Source organism: Paraburkholderia sp. PGU19 (assembly GCF_013426915.1).
Lineage (GTDB): Bacteria > Pseudomonadota > Gammaproteobacteria > Burkholderiales > Burkholderiaceae > Paraburkholderia.
This window is the reverse complement of the sequence record NZ_AP023182.1, coordinates 1,025,814-1,044,150: the sequence shown is the minus strand read 5'-3', so window position 1 is coordinate 1,044,150 and position 18,337 is coordinate 1,025,814. Positions and strand designations below refer to the sequence as shown.

General features: G+C 59.7%; 17 protein-coding genes and 2 pseudogenes. 10 read left to right on the top strand and 9 right to left on the bottom strand.

What is annotated here, in order from left to right; all coding sequences use genetic code 11:
- Positions 1 to 4: 4 nt before the first annotated feature.
- Both tssK and tssJ read right to left on the bottom strand, forming a co-directional pair.
- A complete protein-coding gene (gene tssK, locus H1204_RS45170) occupies positions 5 to 1,375 on the bottom strand; it encodes a type VI secretion system baseplate subunit TssK (protein WP_180735458.1) in 1,371 nt (456 codons plus the stop codon).
- The gene (gene tssJ / locus H1204_RS45165) at positions 1,372 to 1,902 is read right to left on the bottom strand and encodes a type VI secretion system lipoprotein TssJ (RefSeq protein ID WP_180735457.1); all 531 of its coding nucleotides are present in this window, start codon (positions 1,900 to 1,902) and stop codon (positions 1,372 to 1,374) included. The genes tssK and tssJ overlap by 4 nt, the downstream gene beginning before the upstream one ends.
- A gap of 571 nt (positions 1,903 to 2,473) precedes the next feature.
- Between tssJ and H1204_RS45160 the strand changes: the two genes are divergently transcribed.
- The 9 genes and pseudogenes from H1204_RS45160 to H1204_RS45120 all read left to right on the top strand — a co-directional run bounded on the left by H1204_RS45160 (position 2,474) and on the right by H1204_RS45120 (position 10,384).
- Positions 2,474 to 2,869: a TssQ family T6SS-associated lipoprotein gene (locus H1204_RS45160; protein WP_180735456.1), complete on the top strand. Its 396-nt coding sequence runs from the start codon at positions 2,474 to 2,476 to the stop codon at positions 2,867 to 2,869.
- A gap of 49 nt (positions 2,870 to 2,918) precedes the next feature.
- Complete coding sequence (gene tagH, locus H1204_RS45155; protein ID WP_180735455.1) at positions 2,919 to 4,334, top strand: type VI secretion system-associated FHA domain protein TagH; 1,416 nt, start codon at positions 2,919 to 2,921, stop codon at positions 4,332 to 4,334.
- 12 nt (positions 4,335 to 4,346) lie between these two features.
- Positions 4,347 to 5,102, top strand: a complete 756-nt coding sequence (locus tag H1204_RS45150) for a protein phosphatase 2C domain-containing protein (protein ID WP_180735454.1) — start codon at positions 4,347 to 4,349, stop codon at positions 5,100 to 5,102.
- A 506-nt stretch (positions 5,103 to 5,608) separates the two neighbouring features.
- A complete protein-coding gene (locus H1204_RS45145; protein WP_180735453.1) occupies positions 5,609 to 6,739 on the top strand; it encodes a DSD1 family PLP-dependent enzyme in 1,131 nt (376 codons plus the stop codon).
- 435 nt (positions 6,740 to 7,174) lie between these two features.
- Positions 7,175 to 7,585, top strand: coding sequence for a RidA family protein (locus H1204_RS45140; protein WP_180735452.1), 411 nt, complete (start codon positions 7,175 to 7,177; stop codon positions 7,583 to 7,585).
- A gap of 24 nt (positions 7,586 to 7,609) precedes the next feature.
- A complete protein-coding gene (locus H1204_RS53130; protein WP_180735451.1) occupies positions 7,610 to 8,149 on the top strand; it encodes a cation:dicarboxylase symporter family transporter in 540 nt (179 codons plus the stop codon).
- Positions 8,053 to 8,940 (top strand): dicarboxylate/amino acid:cation symporter, encoded by an 888-nt coding sequence (locus H1204_RS45130; RefSeq protein WP_180735450.1) that lies wholly within the window; start codon positions 8,053 to 8,055, stop codon positions 8,938 to 8,940. The genes H1204_RS53130 and H1204_RS45130 overlap by 97 nt, the downstream gene beginning before the upstream one ends.
- Before the next feature lie 85 nt (positions 8,941 to 9,025).
- Positions 9,026 to 9,235 (top strand): annotated as a pseudogene (locus H1204_RS45125) (hypothetical protein); the annotation flags it as partial.
- Positions 9,236 to 9,412: 177 nt separating this feature from the next.
- Positions 9,413 to 10,384 carry an ornithine cyclodeaminase family protein gene (locus tag H1204_RS45120; protein WP_180735448.1) on the top strand — a complete coding sequence of 324 codons (972 nt, stop codon included), beginning with the start codon at positions 9,413 to 9,415 and terminating at the stop codon, positions 10,382 to 10,384.
- A 736-nt stretch (positions 10,385 to 11,120) separates the two neighbouring features.
- Here H1204_RS45120 and H1204_RS45115 read toward each other — a convergent pair.
- Together H1204_RS45115 and H1204_RS45110 are read right to left on the bottom strand one after the other, a co-directional pair.
- A pseudogene (locus H1204_RS45115) lies at positions 11,121 to 12,184 on the bottom strand (maleylacetate reductase).
- Complete coding sequence (locus H1204_RS45110; RefSeq protein WP_180735447.1) at positions 12,171 to 12,521, bottom strand: Dabb family protein; 351 nt, start codon at positions 12,519 to 12,521, stop codon at positions 12,171 to 12,173. The pseudogene H1204_RS45115 and the gene H1204_RS45110 overlap by 14 nt, the downstream one beginning before the upstream one ends.
- Positions 12,522 to 12,667: 146 nt before the next feature.
- Between H1204_RS45110 and H1204_RS53125 the strand changes: the two genes are divergently transcribed.
- Positions 12,668 to 12,817 carry a transposase gene (locus H1204_RS53125; protein ID WP_346015781.1) on the top strand — a complete coding sequence of 50 codons (150 nt, stop codon included), beginning with the start codon at positions 12,668 to 12,670 and terminating at the stop codon, positions 12,815 to 12,817.
- Between the two features lie 136 nt (positions 12,818 to 12,953).
- Here H1204_RS53125 and H1204_RS45105 read toward each other — a convergent pair whose 3' ends face one another.
- The 5 genes from H1204_RS45105 to H1204_RS45085 all read right to left on the bottom strand — a co-directional run bounded on the left by H1204_RS45105 (position 12,954) and on the right by H1204_RS45085 (position 18,273).
- On the bottom strand, positions 12,954 to 13,964 hold the full coding sequence (locus H1204_RS45105; RefSeq protein ID WP_180735446.1) for a Gfo/Idh/MocA family oxidoreductase: 1,011 nt from the start codon (positions 13,962 to 13,964) through the stop codon (positions 12,954 to 12,956).
- Between the two features lie 35 nt (positions 13,965 to 13,999).
- Positions 14,000 to 14,752 carry an SDR family oxidoreductase gene (locus H1204_RS45100; RefSeq protein WP_180735445.1) on the bottom strand — a complete coding sequence of 251 codons (753 nt, stop codon included), beginning with the start codon at positions 14,750 to 14,752 and terminating at the stop codon, positions 14,000 to 14,002.
- A gap of 37 nt (positions 14,753 to 14,789) precedes the next feature.
- Positions 14,790 to 15,632, bottom strand: a complete 843-nt coding sequence (locus tag H1204_RS45095) for an ABC transporter permease (RefSeq protein ID WP_180735444.1) — start codon at positions 15,630 to 15,632, stop codon at positions 14,790 to 14,792.
- A gap of 161 nt (positions 15,633 to 15,793) precedes the next feature.
- Positions 15,794 to 17,314: a sugar ABC transporter ATP-binding protein gene (locus H1204_RS45090; RefSeq protein WP_180735443.1), complete on the bottom strand. Its 1,521-nt coding sequence runs from the start codon at positions 17,312 to 17,314 to the stop codon at positions 15,794 to 15,796.
- Positions 17,311 to 18,273 carry an ABC transporter permease gene (locus H1204_RS45085; RefSeq protein ID WP_180735442.1) on the bottom strand — a complete coding sequence of 321 codons (963 nt, stop codon included), beginning with the start codon at positions 18,271 to 18,273 and terminating at the stop codon, positions 17,311 to 17,313. Before H1204_RS45085 ends, H1204_RS45090 begins: the two co-directional genes overlap by 4 nt.
- Positions 18,274 to 18,337: the final 64 nt, after the last annotated feature.

The following is an 18,337-nucleotide window of genomic DNA, read 5'->3' as shown; positions in this document are numbered from 1 at the left end:
CGCGTCAACCGCGTATTGCCCAGAATGCGAGCGACAGCCCTGGAAATTCGCCCGCCAGATACAGCGCGAGTCCGCCCGACTTGTCGAGTTGCCGCCAAAGTTCGCTGCTCTTGTCCAGTTCGAAATACGCATGGCCTGCGTGATAGGGAATCTGCCGCGGCGCGACGGGCAACGCGCGCACGCCGATGCCCGGCAACTGGAGTTGCACGAGATCGCGAATCCGCTCGACGGGGCCCAGCTTCACCTGGGCCGGGAAGCGCGTATGCAGGGCCTCGGCGGGAACGTCGGCATGCACGGCCAGCACGAAGCCCGCCTCGCGCATCAATTCGGTATCCGACATGATGGCGACGCGCACGCCGTTGCCCGCGTCCCTGAACGCGATTTCGACGGCGTTCTGTTCCAGCATCGTCGCCAGCGAACGGCGCAACTCGTTCATCAGCGTACCGAACGTCTCGCTCAGATCGTCGTGCTGATACGGCGGCAGCGCTTGCGGACTGTGCGTGCCCGATGTGAACGTGCTCAGATCGCAAGCAAGCTTCAGCCAGTCGCGATACAAGGCCTCCGGATGGATCGCCAGCGGTTGCAGCGCGTGCCAGCTCACCGCGATGTAGCGGTTGATCAGTTCGAGCAGCAGAAAGTCCGCCACTTCGCCGACCCCGGCGCGGCCTGGTTGTGCGAGACGGCTCGCGAGCGTCTCGCCACGCTGCATGAGTAGCCGATGCAGCTCGTTCATCTGGCTCGCGAGCACGGGGCTCGCCTGTGCCGCGAGGATGGGCGGTATGTAGCTATCGTCGACGATCACTCGCCGGTCCGCGCGTCGCTCGACGATGCGGATCACGCCCATCGCCTGCCAGTCGGACGAGAGCTTCGATTCCGGCATCAGGCGCAGATGCAGCTTGCCGACCTGGATCAACGCCGGGCCGAGCCCGATCGCGTTGACGTCCTCGACTTCCGTCTCCTCTGCGACATAACGCGAAAGCGGCGAAGCAGCATCGTCGTCGAACGACACCTGGACGCCGTCGCCACGCCATGTCGGCACGGCAAGAACGATCGTCGCGTTCGACAGGTCGCTGCGGATATCGAGCGGCGCAGGGCCGTCTTTGCCGCCCGCAAAATCGAATGGCGTGCCGTCCGGCATGATGCCCGACGCGCACAGCAGCACGACCTTGCCTTGCTCCAGTGCTTCCTGGTCGATCTCGAGTCGGGTGAAGCCCCAGAACAAGCCCTGAACGGGCAGGCAGCGCAACTGCACATACCGTTCGAAGTGACGCTCCAGTTGCTGGAAATGCTGCGGCCGCAGGAACATGCCCTCGGACCACACGACGCGATGACGCAACGCGGCGCTTGCCCTCACGGGCGAAACGGGGTGGCTCATTGCTTCGCTCCGCTCTGGTCGACGACCTGCATGCCGCCATTTCGCACGGCAATCGAAAGCCTGACTTCACCTGGCGATGTTTGCCAGAACTTGAGCAGATTGGTTTCTTTCGCAACGGGCAGCGGCACGATCAGCTTCCAGCAAGCACGTTCAAGCGCGCGATAGCCGGCCACCACGCCGACATTGCGCGCATCGAGATCGCCCGAATAACGGACGGTGCGCGATTCGCCGGGACGCAGAATCAAACGGTCCACGCCGAGCAATTCGTCGCCCACCGCGCCTTGCGTCTTGCCCTGAAGCGAAAAGTAATCGGCGCCGTCGAAACCGGCCGCTGACTTGAGCCGAAAAATCTGCAAAACAATGGGCGATGGCCTTGCTGCGTTATCGGGATTCACATCGGGTGCGACATGAAACGTAATCGCATAGGGAATCGGCAGTGATCTTTCGGTTGCCGCACAGCCGCTCAGCGATATCGCCGTTACGCCCGCGAACGCGATTCCCACGGCGCGCCAATGCGCCTCTTTCATCGAAACTTGCATCATCTCTGCTTGCGTTCGTCAGAACGGTCTGTTTTGTGCCGCGCCTTTGATACGCGCGGCTGGGGAGTGACTGACCGCGCGGGTCAGCCGACGGAAGAACCCATCTCGTCGACGGGTAAGAGATCGTCATGCAGCGCGCTTGAAACAGCCGCTACCCATGGCAATCAAGACGGGATTCAGCGTAGTTCACGATTCAAGTGAATTTCAATGTGTGGTTTACCATGATTAAAACGCCATTAATAGAATCGTTGTTCTAACTATTTTTTATAGATTCATGAATTAGACGGGATTTTGTAAAAATCAGATCTGGCTCCGTTTATCATGGATTAAAACCACTAATCGTTTTAAACCGAAATGGTCAATCGCGTTCTATAGTTGATCTTGCTCCATCGCATATGCATGCCGAATATCCGTTTTGAATTCCCATGCAAATCGCTTTCTCAAATCACATGAAAATTCTGCCGATATTGACTGGACTGCCGGAAATATTGCCTTATTCAGCCACTCATGCAGCCGCTTATGCAGCCCATATCCCGTCGTCATGCGGAGGCGAGACAACATGAGGCACACAAGCGTTGCCCCCGTCGTCGGGCTTCTTGTGGTTCTTTTCGCAGCGCTGGCCGGCTGTTCGACGTTGTCACCGCAACAGCGCGCAGCCAGCGAAACCGTGGAGAACGCACGCAGTGCCTACGCATCCGGCGAATACTCGCGCACGATCCAGTTGCTCAGTCACGCGAGCGAAATCGACCAGGCGAGCCGCCCCATACAGATCGAGGCGCACAAGCTGATGGCGTTCAGCTACTGCGTCACGAATCGCGTGTCGGCGTGCCGCGCGGAATTCAAAAAGATCCTCAATATCGATCCCAATTTCGAACTGTCGGCTGCGGAGCGCGGGCACCCGATCTGGGGGCCTGCGTTCGAAGCAGCGCGTCGCCAGCGAGGTGCCTCGTCATAGCACGCCGATGCGCACGCAGGCAGCCGCACCATTGCGTCGAACACCCATCATGCAATTGACCGTCATCGAACATGCAGGCCAACCCGTGCAACGCGGCGTAACGGCCATATTCCAGCCGCCGGGCGGCACGATCGGCCGCAATGTCGACAACCATCTCGTGTTGCCGGATGAGACGCGGCAAATCTCGCGGCTGCAGGCGATGCTGCAGATCGACGGGAATCGCTGCGTGCTGAAGAATCTCAGCAGCGTGTCCGTCATCGAGGTCAACAGTGCGCCGCTTGCGTGCGCGGAAGAACGTGCGATCGAACCCGGCGATGCGATCCGCATCGGCTCCTATATGCTGCGGGCCGCCGACGATCAGGCGCCCGGCAGCGAAGCAGTGCCCGCTTCTCGCGGTCCTGTTGCACATCAGCGGCAGGACACCATGCCAGACGACTTCTGGCAATCGCTCGAATCGCGTTACGGCAACGGCGCAACGGGAAGGCAATCGGGCGGGCCCGCACAGCGGCCCGCGCGGTCAGCTGTAAGCACCGGCTATGACGACTTGCGCCAGGTGCCGTCCGATCCGCTTGCGCTGTTTGCTCCGTCGATCGATGGGCCGCAGGACGCAATGCTTCACGCTTCGCAGAGCAGTCTGTCCGACCCGGCGGCACCGCTGCCGCCGGCCCCATCGGATAGGCGCGATCGACGTTTCGATGCACCCTATGCCACCCCGGATCACGCAGGCGGCTGGGCGCAAACGATACGCGCGTGCGCCGTTCCCGCGGATGCGGCAAAGCCGCAGCGCGTGACGGGCAGGGTCGTCGATAAAGTCACGCCGCCCGAAAACGACGCCGGAAAAACAGCCGACGCAACGCACGCCAACCCGACAGCCGAAGCGTTGCTGGCGGCATTTCTGCGAGGCGCGGGGCTCGACACTGCGAGCGATCAGTGGACGACAGGGCAGTTGCACCTGGCTGGACGCCTGCTTGCGCTGTTCGCCAACGGCACGGTGGAACTGCTGTCGTCGCGCAGCATCCTGAAGCGGGAGGTGAAGGCCGACATGACGGTTCTGCTCGACCGCGAAAACAATCCGCTCAAGCTGTTGCCCGACGGCTGCGCCGTGCTCAGGCAGATGTTCGGTCTGCCGTTTCCCGGATTCATGTCGCCGGAAGGCGCCGTCAGCGATGCATTCGACGATCTGCACGCACATCAGATCGCGATGGTCGCGGGGATGCGCGCGGCGCTCATGGAACTGCTCAAACGCTTTGCGCCCGAACGGCTGGAGCAGCGCACGCCCGTCGAGCGTTTGCTGGACCGTTACGTCCCGGCATGGCGCAAGGCCCGCTTGTGGAGTGCCTATTCGAAGCTGCATCGCGATACGCTGCTCGCCGTCGAGGACGATTTCAGCGCGGTGTTCGGCAGTGCGTTTCTCGCAGCATACGATGCAGAAGTCGCGCAATATCGCAAGCGCTGCCGGGGCTGAGCCAACCTGCACATGGACATTTCATACGCGTACTTTTCGGACATCGGGAACCGCCCGCGCAATCAGGATGCTGTCGGTTGCGTCGTCGCTGAAGGACACGCCTGCTTCGTCGTCAGCGACGGCATTGCCAGTTCGCCGGGCGGCGAGCTTGCCGCGCAATATGCGGTGAAGCAGATCCTTGCGCAAGGAGGCGCGCATGCCATGGCCACATCCGACATCGTTGCCTGCATCGAAGATGCAAACGATGCGATTCTCGCCGAGCAGGCGCGCAGTCCGGACAGACGGAAGATGGGTGCGACTGTCGCTGCGCTATTCATCGACCGATTAGCGCGCGCCGCCCAGTGGGCGCATCTCGGCGACAGCCGCCTCTATCACTTTCGCCACGGCTCGCTGATGCAACGAACCCGGGACCACAGCCTGTTGGAGCGAATGAGGGACGCAGGTCTGCCCGTCAACGGCATCAGCACGAGTCTGCTCGATTCCGCACTCGGTATTCATGGCGAGATCGCGCCATGCATCGCCCCTCGGCTGCCGCTGGAAGACGGCGATGTATTCCTGCTATGCACGGACGGACTATGGAACGCAATACCGGATGCGCTGATCGAGCGACATCTGCGTATTGTCGACAAGGCAGACGACTGGTTGAGCCTGTTGCGGCATGAGGTGCGCCAGCAGTATGCATCGAGTATATCGCCGGACAATTACTCAGCGCTCGCTGTCTGGGTAGGTCGGCCGGAAGATGTCACTCTGCTACGTACCGGCGCATAGAAGTGTGCGTTTTCTATTTGTCACCCCAGACCCGACTCCAGCGTGACCCAGTGATGTACCTGCATCTCCGATGCGCGCGCCTGCCGGGGTAACGGGTTTTATGTCAAGCACTCGCGTCGCGCCCCGCGTGCTGGGGGTAAGGCAGGCCATCCAGAGCGGTCGTCACCGCCATACACGAGTGACCTCGGCCGTCGTCGGAGGCGATGGGTCCAGGCAGCATACGGTTTGCTCGCCGTCGACCGTTGCAGAGTAGATCGGCTTACCGCTGTCGTTAGCTTCGGTACGAGTGCGATACACGAACGCCCATCCCGGCGCGGCCGACGCCCCGCACTCTGCGCTTCTGACGCTTCAGGTCTCAGGCTTCGCGTGCGCATTAACCTGAACTTAACGAATAATTTTCCTGACGTTAACCACAGATTTACGCGCTCAGCCTATAGTCGATCTCAACCTGAAACTAACGACTGGCCGCGCAAACGCACAGTTGTCGCAACCTGAAGGACCAAAAAATGGACATCGAGGCACTCAATACCCCTGCGGCCGTCGTCGACATCGCGCGAATGAATCGCAATATCCAGCAAATGCAGAACCGGCTCAACGCACTCGGTGTGCGCTTTCGCCCGCACGTAAAAACAACCAAGTGCGAACAGATCGTCCGGGCTCAAATCGCAGGGGGTGCCCAGGGCATCACAGTCTCCACCCTGAAAGAAGCCGAACAGTTCTTCGCCAAAGGCATCACGGACATCGTCTATGCCGTCGGAATGGTACCCACCAAACTGAACCAGGCATTGGCATTACGCCGTCAGGGTTGCGACCTAAAAATCGTGGCTGACAGCGTGCAATCGGCTGAAGGCATTGCTACGTTCGGGCGTAAACACGAACAAGCTTTCGAGGTCTGGATTGAAGTGGACGTGGATGGCCATCGCTCCGGCATCAATCCGGAGGATGATCTTCTGATTACAGTTGGACGGGCGTTGACTGAGGGGGGGATGAAACTGGGAGGAGTCCTCGCCCATGCCGGGTCCAGTTACGAATACAGCAAGCACGAAGAGTTGGTCCGTATTGCGGAGCAGGAGCGCGCTGGCGCCGTTCAAGCCGCCGAAAGACTCCGTGCCGCCGGGTTGTCATGCCCGGTCGTGAGCATTGGCTCGACGCCGACCGCGCTTTCCGCAGAACATCTTGAAGGCGTCACCGAGGTCCGCGCGGGCGTGTATGTGATGTTCGACCTTGTGATGCACAACGTTGGCGTGTGCGAAACATCAGACATCGCGCTCAGCGTGCTGACGACCGTCATCGGGCACCAGGAAGATAAGGGCTGGGCAATCGTCGACGCGGGTTGGATGGCGATGAGTCGCGACCGTGGCACGCAGCGGCAAGAGCACGACTTCGGCTATGGGCTCGTTTGCACGCAGGACGGGAAAGCGATCGGCGACTACTTGATGAGCAGTGCGAATCAGGAGCACGGCATCATTTCGCGAACCGGATCTCCAGACTGGAACATTGCGTCCCGTTTCCCGATCGGAACCCGACTTCGCATTCTCCCCAATCACGCGTGCGCTACGGGTGCACAGCACCCTGAATACCAGGCTGTCAGCGAGGACGGCGCAGTAGAGACGTGGCCCAGGTTCTACGGCTGGTAATGACGGGGCACGGCCGATAGTCGCGGTTCGGGCTTGCCGTCGCCGTCACGCGACAACATGCGTCGGCGGGGACCATTCCCCGCCGACGTATTGTGGAATCCCTAAGGTTGGCCCTCTGCTTGCGCCGTCTGCATCCCAACATCTCCGCTAACGGCCGTGCCGGAACCAACCATCACTCATCCCCCGCGCGCGTTCAGGCGGCGTAGCCATTCGCGCGAGCCATGATCGAACGTGCGCGTCGAAATCACACATTCTCGAGGTTCTGTCCAACATGAAAACAAACACCGGTATCAGATTTCAGCCTCCTCTCGCAGTGTTCGGCAGTGCCCTGCTGGCGACCGACATGAAGCCAGCCAGTCTGACCTGACACTTTCGTCATACGACGCAACCGCTCATCCAACCGTGCGCCTCCTGTCATAAAATTAGGAAAACCAAATGCAATCGAATACATCAGAACTCGAAATCCAGTATGCCAACAATCCTGACATTGCCCCGCCGGCCGGCCACTACTCGCACGTATGCGTAGCTGCAGGTCTCGCACATATCTCGGGCCAGTTGCCGGTCAACCCGTCAGGTCAGCCGCTTGCCGGTCGGCCTTTTGCGGAACAGGTTGCCCAGGTGCTCAACAATCTCGACGGCTGCCTTTCGAGCGCTGGCGTCACTCGCGCCAATCTCGTTCAGGTCCGCGTCTACGTCACTGATATCGAGTCATGGCCCGAATTCAACCGCCTCTATGCAGCCTGGATAGGCGACTATCGTCCTGCGCGCGCAGTCGCGGGAGTTTCCCAGCTGCACTACGGCGTGAATGTGGAGGTCGAAGCCATCGCTTTGGCCCCTGAGGCCTGATCTACCTCCGGAGGACTCTTCATCATGAAGACCCAGGTAAAACTCACCCGGTGGATCATGTTCAGCATGGTCCTTGGCGTCGCGATCGGGTACGTGTGTCACCAGATGGCACCTGACGGCAACGCAGCGAAGGCAATTGCTGCCGACCTCGGCATCATCACCGAAATTTTTCTGCGTTTGATCAAGATGATCATCGCACCGCTCGTGTTCGCGACGCTCGTATCGGGTATTTCAAGCATGGAGAGCGGCAAGGCGATTGGCCGCATTGGCGTTCGTGCAGTTGGCTGGTTCATTCTCGCGTCGCTCATCTCACTGAGCATCGGTCTGCTGTTCGTAAATCTCGCACACCCGGGCATGAGCATGAACTTGCCCCTGCCTGGCGCTGATGCCTCCACGAACCTGAAAACGAGCGCATTGAATGCGAAGGACTTCCTCACGCACATGTTCCCCGGAGCATTGCCGAGGCAATGGCCACCAACGAGATCATGCAGATCCTCGTGTTTTCGGTATTTTTCGGTATCGGGCTTGGCAGGGTCTCGGGAACTGCCGCGGGGCAAGCACTAAAGCGCGCAATTGACGGCCTGATGGACGTGATGCTTCTCGTCACGAATGCGGTCATGATGTTTGCCCCGTTCGGCATCTGTGCGGCAATCGCGGGCGTGGTGACCGTCCAAGGCCTCGATGTCCTCATCACTTACGGCAAGCTCATCGGCTGGTTCTATGTTGCCCTCGTCGCGATGTGGACTGTCCTGTACTTTGTCGGTCGCGCGATTCTTGGCGGTCGTATGCCGGAGCTCGTGAAGACCATCCGCGAACCGATGCTGATTGCCTTCTCGACTGCGAGCAGCGAGGCGGCTTACCCGAGGCTCATCGAGGTGCTTCAGGGGTTCGGTGTGCGCAAGCGACTCGTCGGCTTCGTGTTGCCACTTGGCTACTCTTTCAACCTTGACGGATCGATGGTCTACCAGGCATTTGCCGCAGTCTTTGTGGCGCAGGCATTCAACGTTCACATGTCGATCGGCCAGCAGATCATCATGCTGCTCGTCCTCATGATTAGCAGCAAGGGTATGGCTGCCGTTCCGCGTGGCTCGCTCGTTGTTGTCGCGGCGATCCTTCCGATGTTCCATCTTCCGGAAGCCGGACTTCTCCTTGTGATGGGTGTCGATCAATTCTTCGACATGGGACGGACTGCAACGAATGTCCTCGGCAACAGTATCGCCACCGCAGTAATTGCCAAATGGGAAGGCGAACTCAGCCCTGCCGGCGTTGATCCGGAGTCGGACCATTCGCTCGAATCGGGGCGCGAGCATTCCCACGCTCTGGGTAACAACGAACTGGGCACATCGAGGACCTGACAAGGCACCGGGAGGCTTCGCTGCACGTGATAAGGGCACTGTTGCTGTGCCCGGCGTATCGAGGCGCTCACAATGCACGGTCAGTCTGGCGCAGCGAGTGCTGATCATGATCACGCGTGGCGAGGCCTTTTTTGACCAGGTCCAGCAGCGCTACGAGGACCAGTACCGCCAGCACAACATTGCGGCCCTCAACCGCAGCGCCGCTGCACTGGGTTTCCGGCTGGAACGCGCCTCGACGACTGGCCGAAAACGGACCGCAACGTGGTTAGTTTCTCAAGAGTCTCGGATTGTCTAAGGGCAACGTCCGTCAGATGAATCGGCGGCCCCCGCCGAAGGTTTCGCTCTACCGCAGTTGTTGACGATTAATTTAATTCTAGACAAAATGTAAAGATCACTCGCGGCTCGTGCGTCCTCCTTCGAGTGAATCTCTCCCTTTTTGTGGTCGCACATCTACCGAGCGCTGCACACCGCCATGCCTATTGACGCAACACTCCTTCTGATCGGCAAAGACACCGTGGAAACGCTTCTACAGACGGAAGACCTTCTTTCCGCCGTTCGCGAGGCGTTCGTGCTCCACAGCGAGCATGCCGGGCGGGTATTTCCCGTGGTTCGCGAACGGCTCCACACGGGGGGTATTTTCGGCATCAAGTCAGGCGATGTCGCCAGCCAGAATCTCCTCGGCTTCAAGGCGGCCGGCTTCTGGCCTAACAATCGCCAGCTCGGTGGCGAGCCGCACCAGGCCACGGTCATGCTGTTCGACCCCACAACCGGGCGCCCGAACGCCATCCTTGACGGCAATGCGATCACCACGGCTCGCACGGGCGCGGCGGGCGGTCTGGGGCTCAGACAGCTCGCCCGCCCGGACAGCAGCCGTCTCTGCATCTTTGGCACCGGCGTACAGGCACGAGTCCAGTTGACCTACGCCCTTCGCATGCTCCCGGCTGTACGTGAGGTCCGATATGTCAGCATCTCCAACGAACCGGACGAGGGTTTCGAGGCTCCGTTCCGCGACAGATGCAACATCGAACTGGCAACGCGGTGCAACGATGCCGTAGCGGTCAGCGACGTCGTGATCACGGCCACCCCAGGAGGCGGTCCGCTGTTTGACGCGGATGCCGTCCAGCCCGGGACACATCTGACCTGCGTTGGAGCCGACACCGTAGGCAAGCGGGAGCTGCCGGCCGGCGTCCTTGACCGCGCCGGGATCGTCGTTGACGACGTGGAACAGGCGCGTTCCATCGGCGAGTGTCAGTGGGCGCCCGAACTTCCGTGCACGGAAATCGGCGACCTGCTGAGAGGCGCAGTTCAATTCGAGCGCAAAAACCAGGACATCACCGTCTTTGACATGACCGGCCTCGCCCTCCAGGACCTTACCGTTGCCCGACTTCTGCACTCAAGTGCGCTGGCAAGTGGGATGGGTACGACCGTGGCATGGCCGTGGTAACCGCCGATCACCGCTACCCTCATACGACCATCTCGACGTGCTATCCGGACAGGGAGCGGCCGCAAGGGAACTGTTTGAAGAAGTGGGAGCCCTTGCCGCGCTGTTCGTACCGTTAGGTGGTGGACTCCTGTCGGGCACCGCGTTAACGACGCGGGCGCTCGGCCCGAAGTGCAGGCCCTATCGAACCCGACGCGTGCAATGACGGGCAACAATCAATTCGCAGCAGGACGGTCGTGCACATCGTCTTCGCCAACGCTTCGTTCGCGATCACTCGGATCAAACGCAACGGATGCGACTTGGGGACGAAGTCGTCCAGCGGACGACCACTTGCCCATGGAGATTATGCGCAGCGCCGACACTTTTACCGAGAGCCAGCTTTCTATGCGCAAGCTAGACTAGGGCCGCGTAAGCTGCTCGGTGTGCTGAGGCCATCAGATGAGATCTCGCGGCTGAGCCGGAGGATGTCCAGAACCCCATAATCCTCGATATCTGGCTCGGGCTGTCCACGATTCGCGGCGATCTCAAGAGCTAATTGATGGGCGTTGCTGCGTTCGCGTAAAAGCGCCGTTAGTGCCTGGACGAGAAGACTTCGTTCTCGCGTCGATAGTGCCGATTTCAGCATGCCTTCTCCTCATACGTAAAAATGCAGTGCAAATAGCCAACAGTCTTCATTCTGATCTTGCAAGACTCAGCATTTTCTAGAAAGGCTGAGTGATTGAAGGCGGCGTCGCGTTGATCAATGCGGGCAGGTTCCGTCGAATGCGTCTTGTAATAAGGAATGAATCGCATCGCGCTCGATCGAGCGCGGATTCCAGTAGGGATCGGCCGTTGCAATTTCCGCGGCTTTAGCAACGTCTTCCTGCTTCATGCCAATTTCTTTTAGCGCAGTCGGAGCGCCGTTCTCTTTTGCAAGTGCATAAAGCCCGGCAGCGGCATCGGGAACTTTTATCGCACGTGCAATTCGTCGCAACGCATCTGGGGCAGCCCATTTGTTGTAAGCCAGCACATGAGGGAGAACGATAGTATGAGTCGAAGCATGCGGTAGATTGAAGCTTCCTCCAAGCGTATGACATAGCTTGTGATGAAGCGACATCCCGACGCTGCCCAAGGCAGCACCGCATAGCCACGCACCATACAGCGCCTGAGCACGTGCATCTACATCGAGAGCGTTCCCGACAATCGCAGGGATGGCTTGAGCCAGTGCACCGATCCCTTCCTCAGACATGAGGCTGATTATTGGATTTGCATCTTGCGCGTATAGAGCCTCAGCTGCGTGCGCGATCGCATTGATGCCACTAGTGACAGATAGCGCTACCGGAAGCGTGACCGTTAGGTCGGGATCGTATATAACAGTTTTCGGAAGAACCTTCGGATCTCTCCCCGTCCTCTTGATTCCACCTTCGGTGATTCCATAGATCGACGTCATTTCGCTCCCGGCGTAGGTTGTCGGAATCGCTATGATGGGAAGTCCGGTTTCCATCGCTATTGCCTTCCCCAGACCGATCGTAGACCCTCCCCAACCGCTACAGCGCAATCAGCGCCCAGATCCCGCGCCATTGCACGCGCTTCAAGTGCCAGTTCGATGGGTACGTGCATCGTAGCCTTGTCGAATACCGCAACTCCGCGCGCTCCTAATGACGCCGCGACCAATTCAGCAGTCGTTCGTTGCTCCGGGGTGCATAAGACCAGCGCGCGCTCAGCGCCAAGAGCTGTAACCTCACGTTCGAGATGTTGCAAACAGCCGGAACCAAAAACTACGCGGCTCGCGTGTGACTCAAATGCAAACTCAAGCTTTTTCATCTACACGCTCCGCAATAGTAGCGCAAACTGCCGCAGCTTCCACCTCATAGTCGACTTGAAATCGCGCCGTTCTGAGATCTCCGAGCAACGTCCGAACACGCAAGTGCTCGGGATGCGTCGCATACACCGCAAGGGCCTCGCGTGAGTCAAAGTCAGTCAAAAGCACCACGTCGCATGCGCAATCAACGTCACTAAGATCAATTCCGACCTCAAGACTGAGTAGCCCCGGGATCCGACCGCGTAATTCCTCGAAACTGCTTTTAACGAGTCTTGAGGCAGCAATGCGCTCCCCATCCGTCTCACCACGTACGCGCCACATCACAATATGCCGAATCATTCGTCTTTCTCCGACGGGTTGAGGACAAGTTCATAATCGAGCGTGCGGCTGGTGCCCAGTTGCTCCTTCCAGGTAGAGATGTCCACACACCGCACGGACTGGGTCGTCACCAACGACTTACTCACGACTCACCGGCGACACAAGACGTGTGCGGCCTGCGCTGGAAGATCGAGCAGTTTCACCGCGAGATCAAACAGATCACGGGGCTTGCACGTTGCCAGTGCCGCAAGGAGCACATCCAGCGAAACCACATCGCCAGCACAGCGCTGTCTCGGCGACATAGCCCGGCAGATTAGGCGTACGCTCTATCAGGTGAAACAGGAAATGCTTGACGATTTCGTCCGCCGTGCACTCAGAAATCCATCGGTACCAATGCGCCTTGCGTAAGTCTAGAACTATCCGATTGCAAGATCGCGGATTCACGGAGAATCGTCACAGTCGATCGGCTCGCACGCGCTTGCCGGTCCGCGCAGACTTAATCACCAGTTCCGCGAGGACGAGCGCCGCGCGTGCGTCGCGCACCGTGCAATGAGGCTTCGCGGTGTCGTTCAGCACATCGAGGAAATTCCGCATTTCAGCTGCATAAGCGGCCTCGTAGCGCTGCGGAAAGTGATCGAGCAAGGGCGCGCCACAAAAGCCCTCCCGGGCCGCCGAGATAATCGTACTGGTATGCACGTTCGGGCAAGTCACCATGCCGTTTGCGCCGAACACTTCAAGCCGCTGGTCGAAGCCATAGGCCGAACGTCGGCTTGCCGAAAGCTGGCATTGCGGACCATCATCGAATACGACGGTGATGGCCGCCGTATCGAAGTCTTCGTACTTTGCGAGCAACGGCGGATCGACGAAGCGTCGCAGATCGGCGTGCACAAAGACGCCTCCGGTTCCGCATAGCCAAGTAAGTTCGTCCAGGTCGTGAATCAGCATGTCCTTGACCATTCCACCGGAATGGGCAATGAAGCTTTCGTCCGGCAATCTCGGATCGCGGCTGATCTGCAACACATGTTCGATTTTGCCCAACGTACCCGAACGCACGATATCGTGGACTTCGCGCCGGGCAGCATCGAAGCGACGATGAAATGCCATCAGCACGGGTACACCCGAAGCCTCGACGACTTCGAGGCACGCGTCCACACGTTCCAGCGTCTGATCGACAGGTTTCTCGCAAAATACCGGCAGCCCGCGTCGGACACACGCTTCGATAAGCGACGCGTGCAAACCGGTGGGCGCCGCTATGATCGCGCCGTCAAATACCTGCGCGGCACACGCCTGCTCAAAGTCCGAATACCATCGTGCGCCAATTGAAGCGGCCACGCGCTCACCGGCCTCGTTCGCCGGATCGACGACGGCCGTGATCTCTGCGCCCCCAAGCGCTGCTATTGACCTGATGTGAACCTTGGCTATGCGTCCCGCGCCAATGAGACAAAGCGAAAGATATTTGGGCATGGTTGTATGTAATGTCGTCGGTTGAAACTCGCCAATCAGGCAAGCGTACGTCCACCGTTCACGGCGAATGTCTGTCCAGTAATGAAATTGGCCTCGTTCGACGCGAGATAAGCCACCAGAGAGGCGACATCATCGGGCGAACCGATCCGCTCGAAGGCGACCTGCCTCCGATAGTCCTCCAGCATTTGCGGATCGCTATCTCGATGGCGTTCCACTGGGATCCAGCCTGGTGCGACCAGATTGACTGGGATACCTTCCGGTCCGAGTTCGCGCGCCCACGAGCGGGTCAGCCCTAGCATGGCGCCCTTCGCCGCGACATAGTGGCCAAACAGCGGATTGCCAATTTCCACCACCTCACTACCGATGTTGATGACGCGGCCCGTCTTGCGGCTGCGCCAGTCAGGTAGTACGGCCTGCAGCAGCAGAAGCGGCGCCTTCACGAAGAACCGCAGCTGGTCGAGATGGTCTTCCCACGTCTGTTCAGATAACGCGATGTAGGGTTGAGGCCCGGTAGCGTTATTTACGACAACGTCGACTGGGCCAATCGTGGCTGCGATGCGCGCAATTCCCTCGCGCACCGCGTGCTCATCCGTCACGTCGAAGCGAGCGGCAAGCGCTCGCCCGCCTGCGTGGACGATGTCCTCCACGACCCGCTCCGCTCCGCAGGTATCGCGCGCATAGTTCACCGCGACCGTCCATCCGTCGCGCGCCAAGGCTTTGGCCATCGCCACGCCCAGCCCACGCGACGCTCCAGTCACAAGGGCGACCCCCGGTGTCGAATCACTCATCGTTTTCCTCCTCACTCAAGAGCGCCGGCCTAGCCGACTATTTGACGATGCCGAGCTTCTCGCGATCCAGCGTAAGCGCGACGGCAGCCAACACGACCAGTCCGTACACGATGTCCTGCGTGGTTGGCGGCAGGCCGATCACCACCGAAGCAATCCGCAGGAATGCCGCTGTCAGCCCGCCCACGATGCTCATTGCGATGCTTCCGACACCGCCCGAAATCGCAGTCCCACCGAGCACCACGCCGACGATCGCTGGCAGGACCATCGTTTGGGCCAGCGTCGGCGATGAAAAGAGCGTCTGTGAGACATACAAAACGCCTGCCATGGACGCGCATAGCGCGGAGAGTGCGAAAACCACGACGCGAGTTTTCAGCGCATCGACGCCCGACATCACGGCGGCGCGCTCGTGAATGCCGAGTGCATAGACGTGTCGTCCGAGCTTCAGATAGCGCATGGCGAAAACCAGCAACATCCAGACGATCAGCACTATGAACACGCAATGTGGAATGCCCAGACTCGACGCGGTGATGAAATCGAAGATGCGCAAACCGGTGTCGATCGGCACGGAAGACGCGCCGGTCAAATACATAGCAAGGCCAGAAAGGATACCCAACGTACCGAGGCTCACGGCAAACGAAGGTACTTGGCATTTAGCGTGGACGAAGCCTTGTAATGCTCCGACTGCGAGTCCGAGTCCGAGCGTGGCGGGCACGGCCCATGATCCAATCGCGGGCGCGAAGAGGCTCACGCTTACGCCCGCGATCGTTGCCATGGCGGCGACCGACAGGTCGATGCCGCCGATCAGGATAGGGATCGTGCTGCCCATCACCAGCAACAGCAAGGGTGCGGCGTCAATGGAGAACGATGCGAGCGAATGCATCGAAAGCGCCGACGGAGACAAAACGGCGACAACTAGAACGAGACAAAGCAGCACGAAAAGGGGGCCTGCGGTTCGCAACGCGGCGAGCCGGATTTGCCATGACGCGTGGTTCGGCTCGGCGTTGCCTGAGTGCTCATTGCCAAGCGAAAATTGAGATAGTTTCATACCATAGCTCTCACGATGGTCTCTTCGGCGGGCGCCGCAGATGCGACGTTCTCGAAAGTGGCGCTGATCTGGCCATCACGCATAACCACGATCGTGTCGCTGACTAGGAGGACCTCGTCCAGGGTGTCCGCGACGAATAGGATCGACAGGCCATCGGCTGCCATTTCCCCCATAGTTTCGAACAGATCGGCTCGCGCGCCGGGGTCGAGCCCGCGCGTCGGATGATCCATAATCAGCAGCTTCAGATTTCGGCTCATCAGCCATTTTCCGAGCACGGCTTTTTGCTGATTGCCACCGCTCAGGCGCTCGATATTTTCGTCTAGCGACGGCGCTTTCACTTTCAGCCGCGACACCCAGCGTTGCGCCTGCGCATGCTCTTTCGCCCGGTCTGCGAGGACGCCCGCGCGCGCATAGTCAAATCCGAATGTGAGCGTCATGTTGTCTGCGATGCTCATGCCCGCGAGCATGCCCTCCTTCTTGCGTTCAGCGGGTAGATACCCTATGCCGCGTCGTATCGCGTCCGCCGGCGAACGGATGGTGACCTTTTCGTCCTCAAACGACACCACACCGCTACGCACCTCCTCCAGCCCGAACAACGAGCGGCACAGCGTTTCCGCACCGGAACCCTGCACGCCAATCAAGCCTACGATTTCACCCACCCCCACGCGCACGGATATCGGACCGACGTCGCCGTCAATGCGGACCTCGTCAAGCCACAGCACGGCCTCGCGCCGGTCGCTTGCGTTAGGCGTCGCCGTACGCTTCACCGTGCTTCGCTGCTTTCCGACCATCAGTTCGTAGAGCTCCTGCGCATCGACGTGTCCCTTCGTGCGCTGCGCGACCTGCCTGCCATCGCTCAACACGTAGACCCGGTCGGAAAGTTCGAGCACCTCGTCCATTCGGTGTGAAATGAAAACGACCGACGCGCGGTGCCGGATGCGGCGTATCTGGTTGAACAGGTCCTCGATTTCAGGATCGCTCAACATCGATGTCGGTTCGTCGAACATGATCACCAGATCATCGTCCACCATTTCCTCCAGCGACAGCACCTTGGCGAGTTCCACCATCTGGCGCTGCGCGAAGCCTAGTCGCTCGACCAACATATCCGGGCGAATGTCGAGTTCGATCTTGTCGAGCTGAATCCGCGCGGCAGCAAGCAGGTCTTTCCAGCAATACCATCCATGCCGGAAGAACGAACATGACTTATCGAGGAAAATATTCTCCGCGACTGTCAGGTTCGGGATCAGCGACTGCTCTTGATGCACGAGACCGATACCGCGGCGCGCGGCTTCAGCCGTCGAACGCCAGCGCACTTCCTGCCCCCGCAACAGCATCGCCCCTTCGTCGGCCATCTGCACGCCAGCCATGGTCTTCATGAGCGACGACTTGCCGGAGCCGTTCTGTCCAATGAGACCAACGACTTCGTTGGCGTTCAGTCTCAGATCAACCTGGTCCAGCGCTGTCACCCTGCCAAAGCGCTTAGTCAACCCTCGGATTTCATAGATCGGTAGCGTCATTTCGCGACCCTCAGTTTTGCACGCAGGTGCCAGGAGCCAGCCACGACAGCAAGGACGATGGTGGCGCCCTCGACGATTTGAATCAACAGCGGATCCATTCCGACCTGCAGCAGACCGTTACGCAGCACGGACAGAATCAGCACACCAGTCAGCGTCTGCAACACACCGCCCCGTCCGCCGCTGAGCAGCGTGCCACCGATCACCGCTGCGCTGACCGCAGGAAACAGCAGGCCGTCGCCGGCACGCGGATTGCCTACGCCGAGTTGCGCCGCCAGCAGCAACCCACACAAGGCAGACAAGAATCCCGACATCGCGAACACGACAAGTTTGATGCGCTCGACCTTCAGTCCCGCAAGCCGAACCAGCCGTTCGTCCGCGCCGATCCCGAAACTGAGACGCCCAACGCGGGTACGGGTCTGGATCACATAGGCCACCGCGATCACGAACACGGCCACGTAGACAATGCCGCTCAGTCCGAAGTGTTTGGTCAGCGCTATGGAGAGAAAGGCGTCGTCAGTAATTTGCGGCTGCCGCGACGGGAACAAGTAGGTGGCAAGGCCACCAGCGACGAACCAGGTTCCCAGCGTTACGATGAGAGACGGGATGCGCAGTTTCGCGTACATCAGCCCGTTGAACGGGCCGAACAACAGACCCGCTCCCAGCGCGACGATCAGGGCGACAGGCAGATTGTGGTGGCCGGTGATTGAGTTGGCCACGTACAGTCCGGTCAGAATGCAGGCGAGCGACGCAATACCTTCGATAGAAAGATCGATCGAGCCTTGAAGCATGACAAAGGTGAGGCCTACCGCCGCAATCGACGGAATTGCGCTCGTCTCGAGGACGGATAGCAGGTTGTCGGCGCTCGCGAAACCATCGCCGGCGCACGAAAAGAGCACGACTAGGCCCAGCAACACGAGGAGGGATCCCCGCTCGCGAAGATGATGACGAAACAGGTTCATGGTTTCTAACGGACACAAAAAACGCAGGTTTCGGATCGTCTGGCGGCAGGCGCGACGCCTGCCG

What these genes read in the sequence shown, in the direction of transcription:
- tssK (WP_180735458.1), bottom strand. Translation starts at nt 1,375, where the DNA reads ATGAGCCACCCCGTTTCGCCCGTGAGGGCAAGCGCCGCGTTGCGTCAT.
- tssJ (WP_180735457.1), bottom strand. Translation starts at nt 1,902, where the DNA reads ATGAAAGAGGCGCATTGGCGCGCCGTGGGAATCGCGTTCGCGGGCGTA.
- H1204_RS45160 (WP_180735456.1), top strand. Translation starts at nt 2,474, where the DNA reads ATGAGGCACACAAGCGTTGCCCCCGTCGTCGGGCTTCTTGTGGTTCTT.
- tagH (WP_180735455.1), top strand. Translation starts at nt 2,919, where the DNA reads ATGCAATTGACCGTCATCGAACATGCAGGCCAACCCGTGCAACGCGGC.
- H1204_RS45150 (WP_180735454.1), top strand. Translation starts at nt 4,347, where the DNA reads ATGGACATTTCATACGCGTACTTTTCGGACATCGGGAACCGCCCGCGC.
- H1204_RS45145 (WP_180735453.1), top strand. Translation starts at nt 5,609, where the DNA reads ATGGACATCGAGGCACTCAATACCCCTGCGGCCGTCGTCGACATCGCG.
- H1204_RS45140 (WP_180735452.1), top strand. Translation starts at nt 7,175, where the DNA reads ATGCAATCGAATACATCAGAACTCGAAATCCAGTATGCCAACAATCCT.
- H1204_RS53130 (WP_180735451.1), top strand. Translation starts at nt 7,610, where the DNA reads ATGAAGACCCAGGTAAAACTCACCCGGTGGATCATGTTCAGCATGGTC.
- H1204_RS45130 (WP_180735450.1), top strand. Translation starts at nt 8,053, where the DNA reads ATGGCCACCAACGAGATCATGCAGATCCTCGTGTTTTCGGTATTTTTC.
- H1204_RS45120 (WP_180735448.1), top strand. Translation starts at nt 9,413, where the DNA reads ATGCCTATTGACGCAACACTCCTTCTGATCGGCAAAGACACCGTGGAA.
- H1204_RS45110 (WP_180735447.1), bottom strand. Translation starts at nt 12,521, where the DNA reads ATGATTCGGCATATTGTGATGTGGCGCGTACGTGGTGAGACGGATGGG.
- H1204_RS45105 (WP_180735446.1), bottom strand. Translation starts at nt 13,964, where the DNA reads ATGCCCAAATATCTTTCGCTTTGTCTCATTGGCGCGGGACGCATAGCC.
- H1204_RS45100 (WP_180735445.1), bottom strand. Translation starts at nt 14,752, where the DNA reads ATGAGTGATTCGACACCGGGGGTCGCCCTTGTGACTGGAGCGTCGCGT.
- H1204_RS45095 (WP_180735444.1), bottom strand. Translation starts at nt 15,632, where the DNA reads ATGCATTCGCTCGCATCGTTCTCCATTGACGCCGCACCCTTGCTGTTG.
- H1204_RS45090 (WP_180735443.1), bottom strand. Translation starts at nt 17,314, where the DNA reads ATGACGCTACCGATCTATGAAATCCGAGGGTTGACTAAGCGCTTTGGC.
- H1204_RS45085 (WP_180735442.1), bottom strand. Translation starts at nt 18,273, where the DNA reads ATGAACCTGTTTCGTCATCATCTTCGCGAGCGGGGATCCCTCCTCGTG.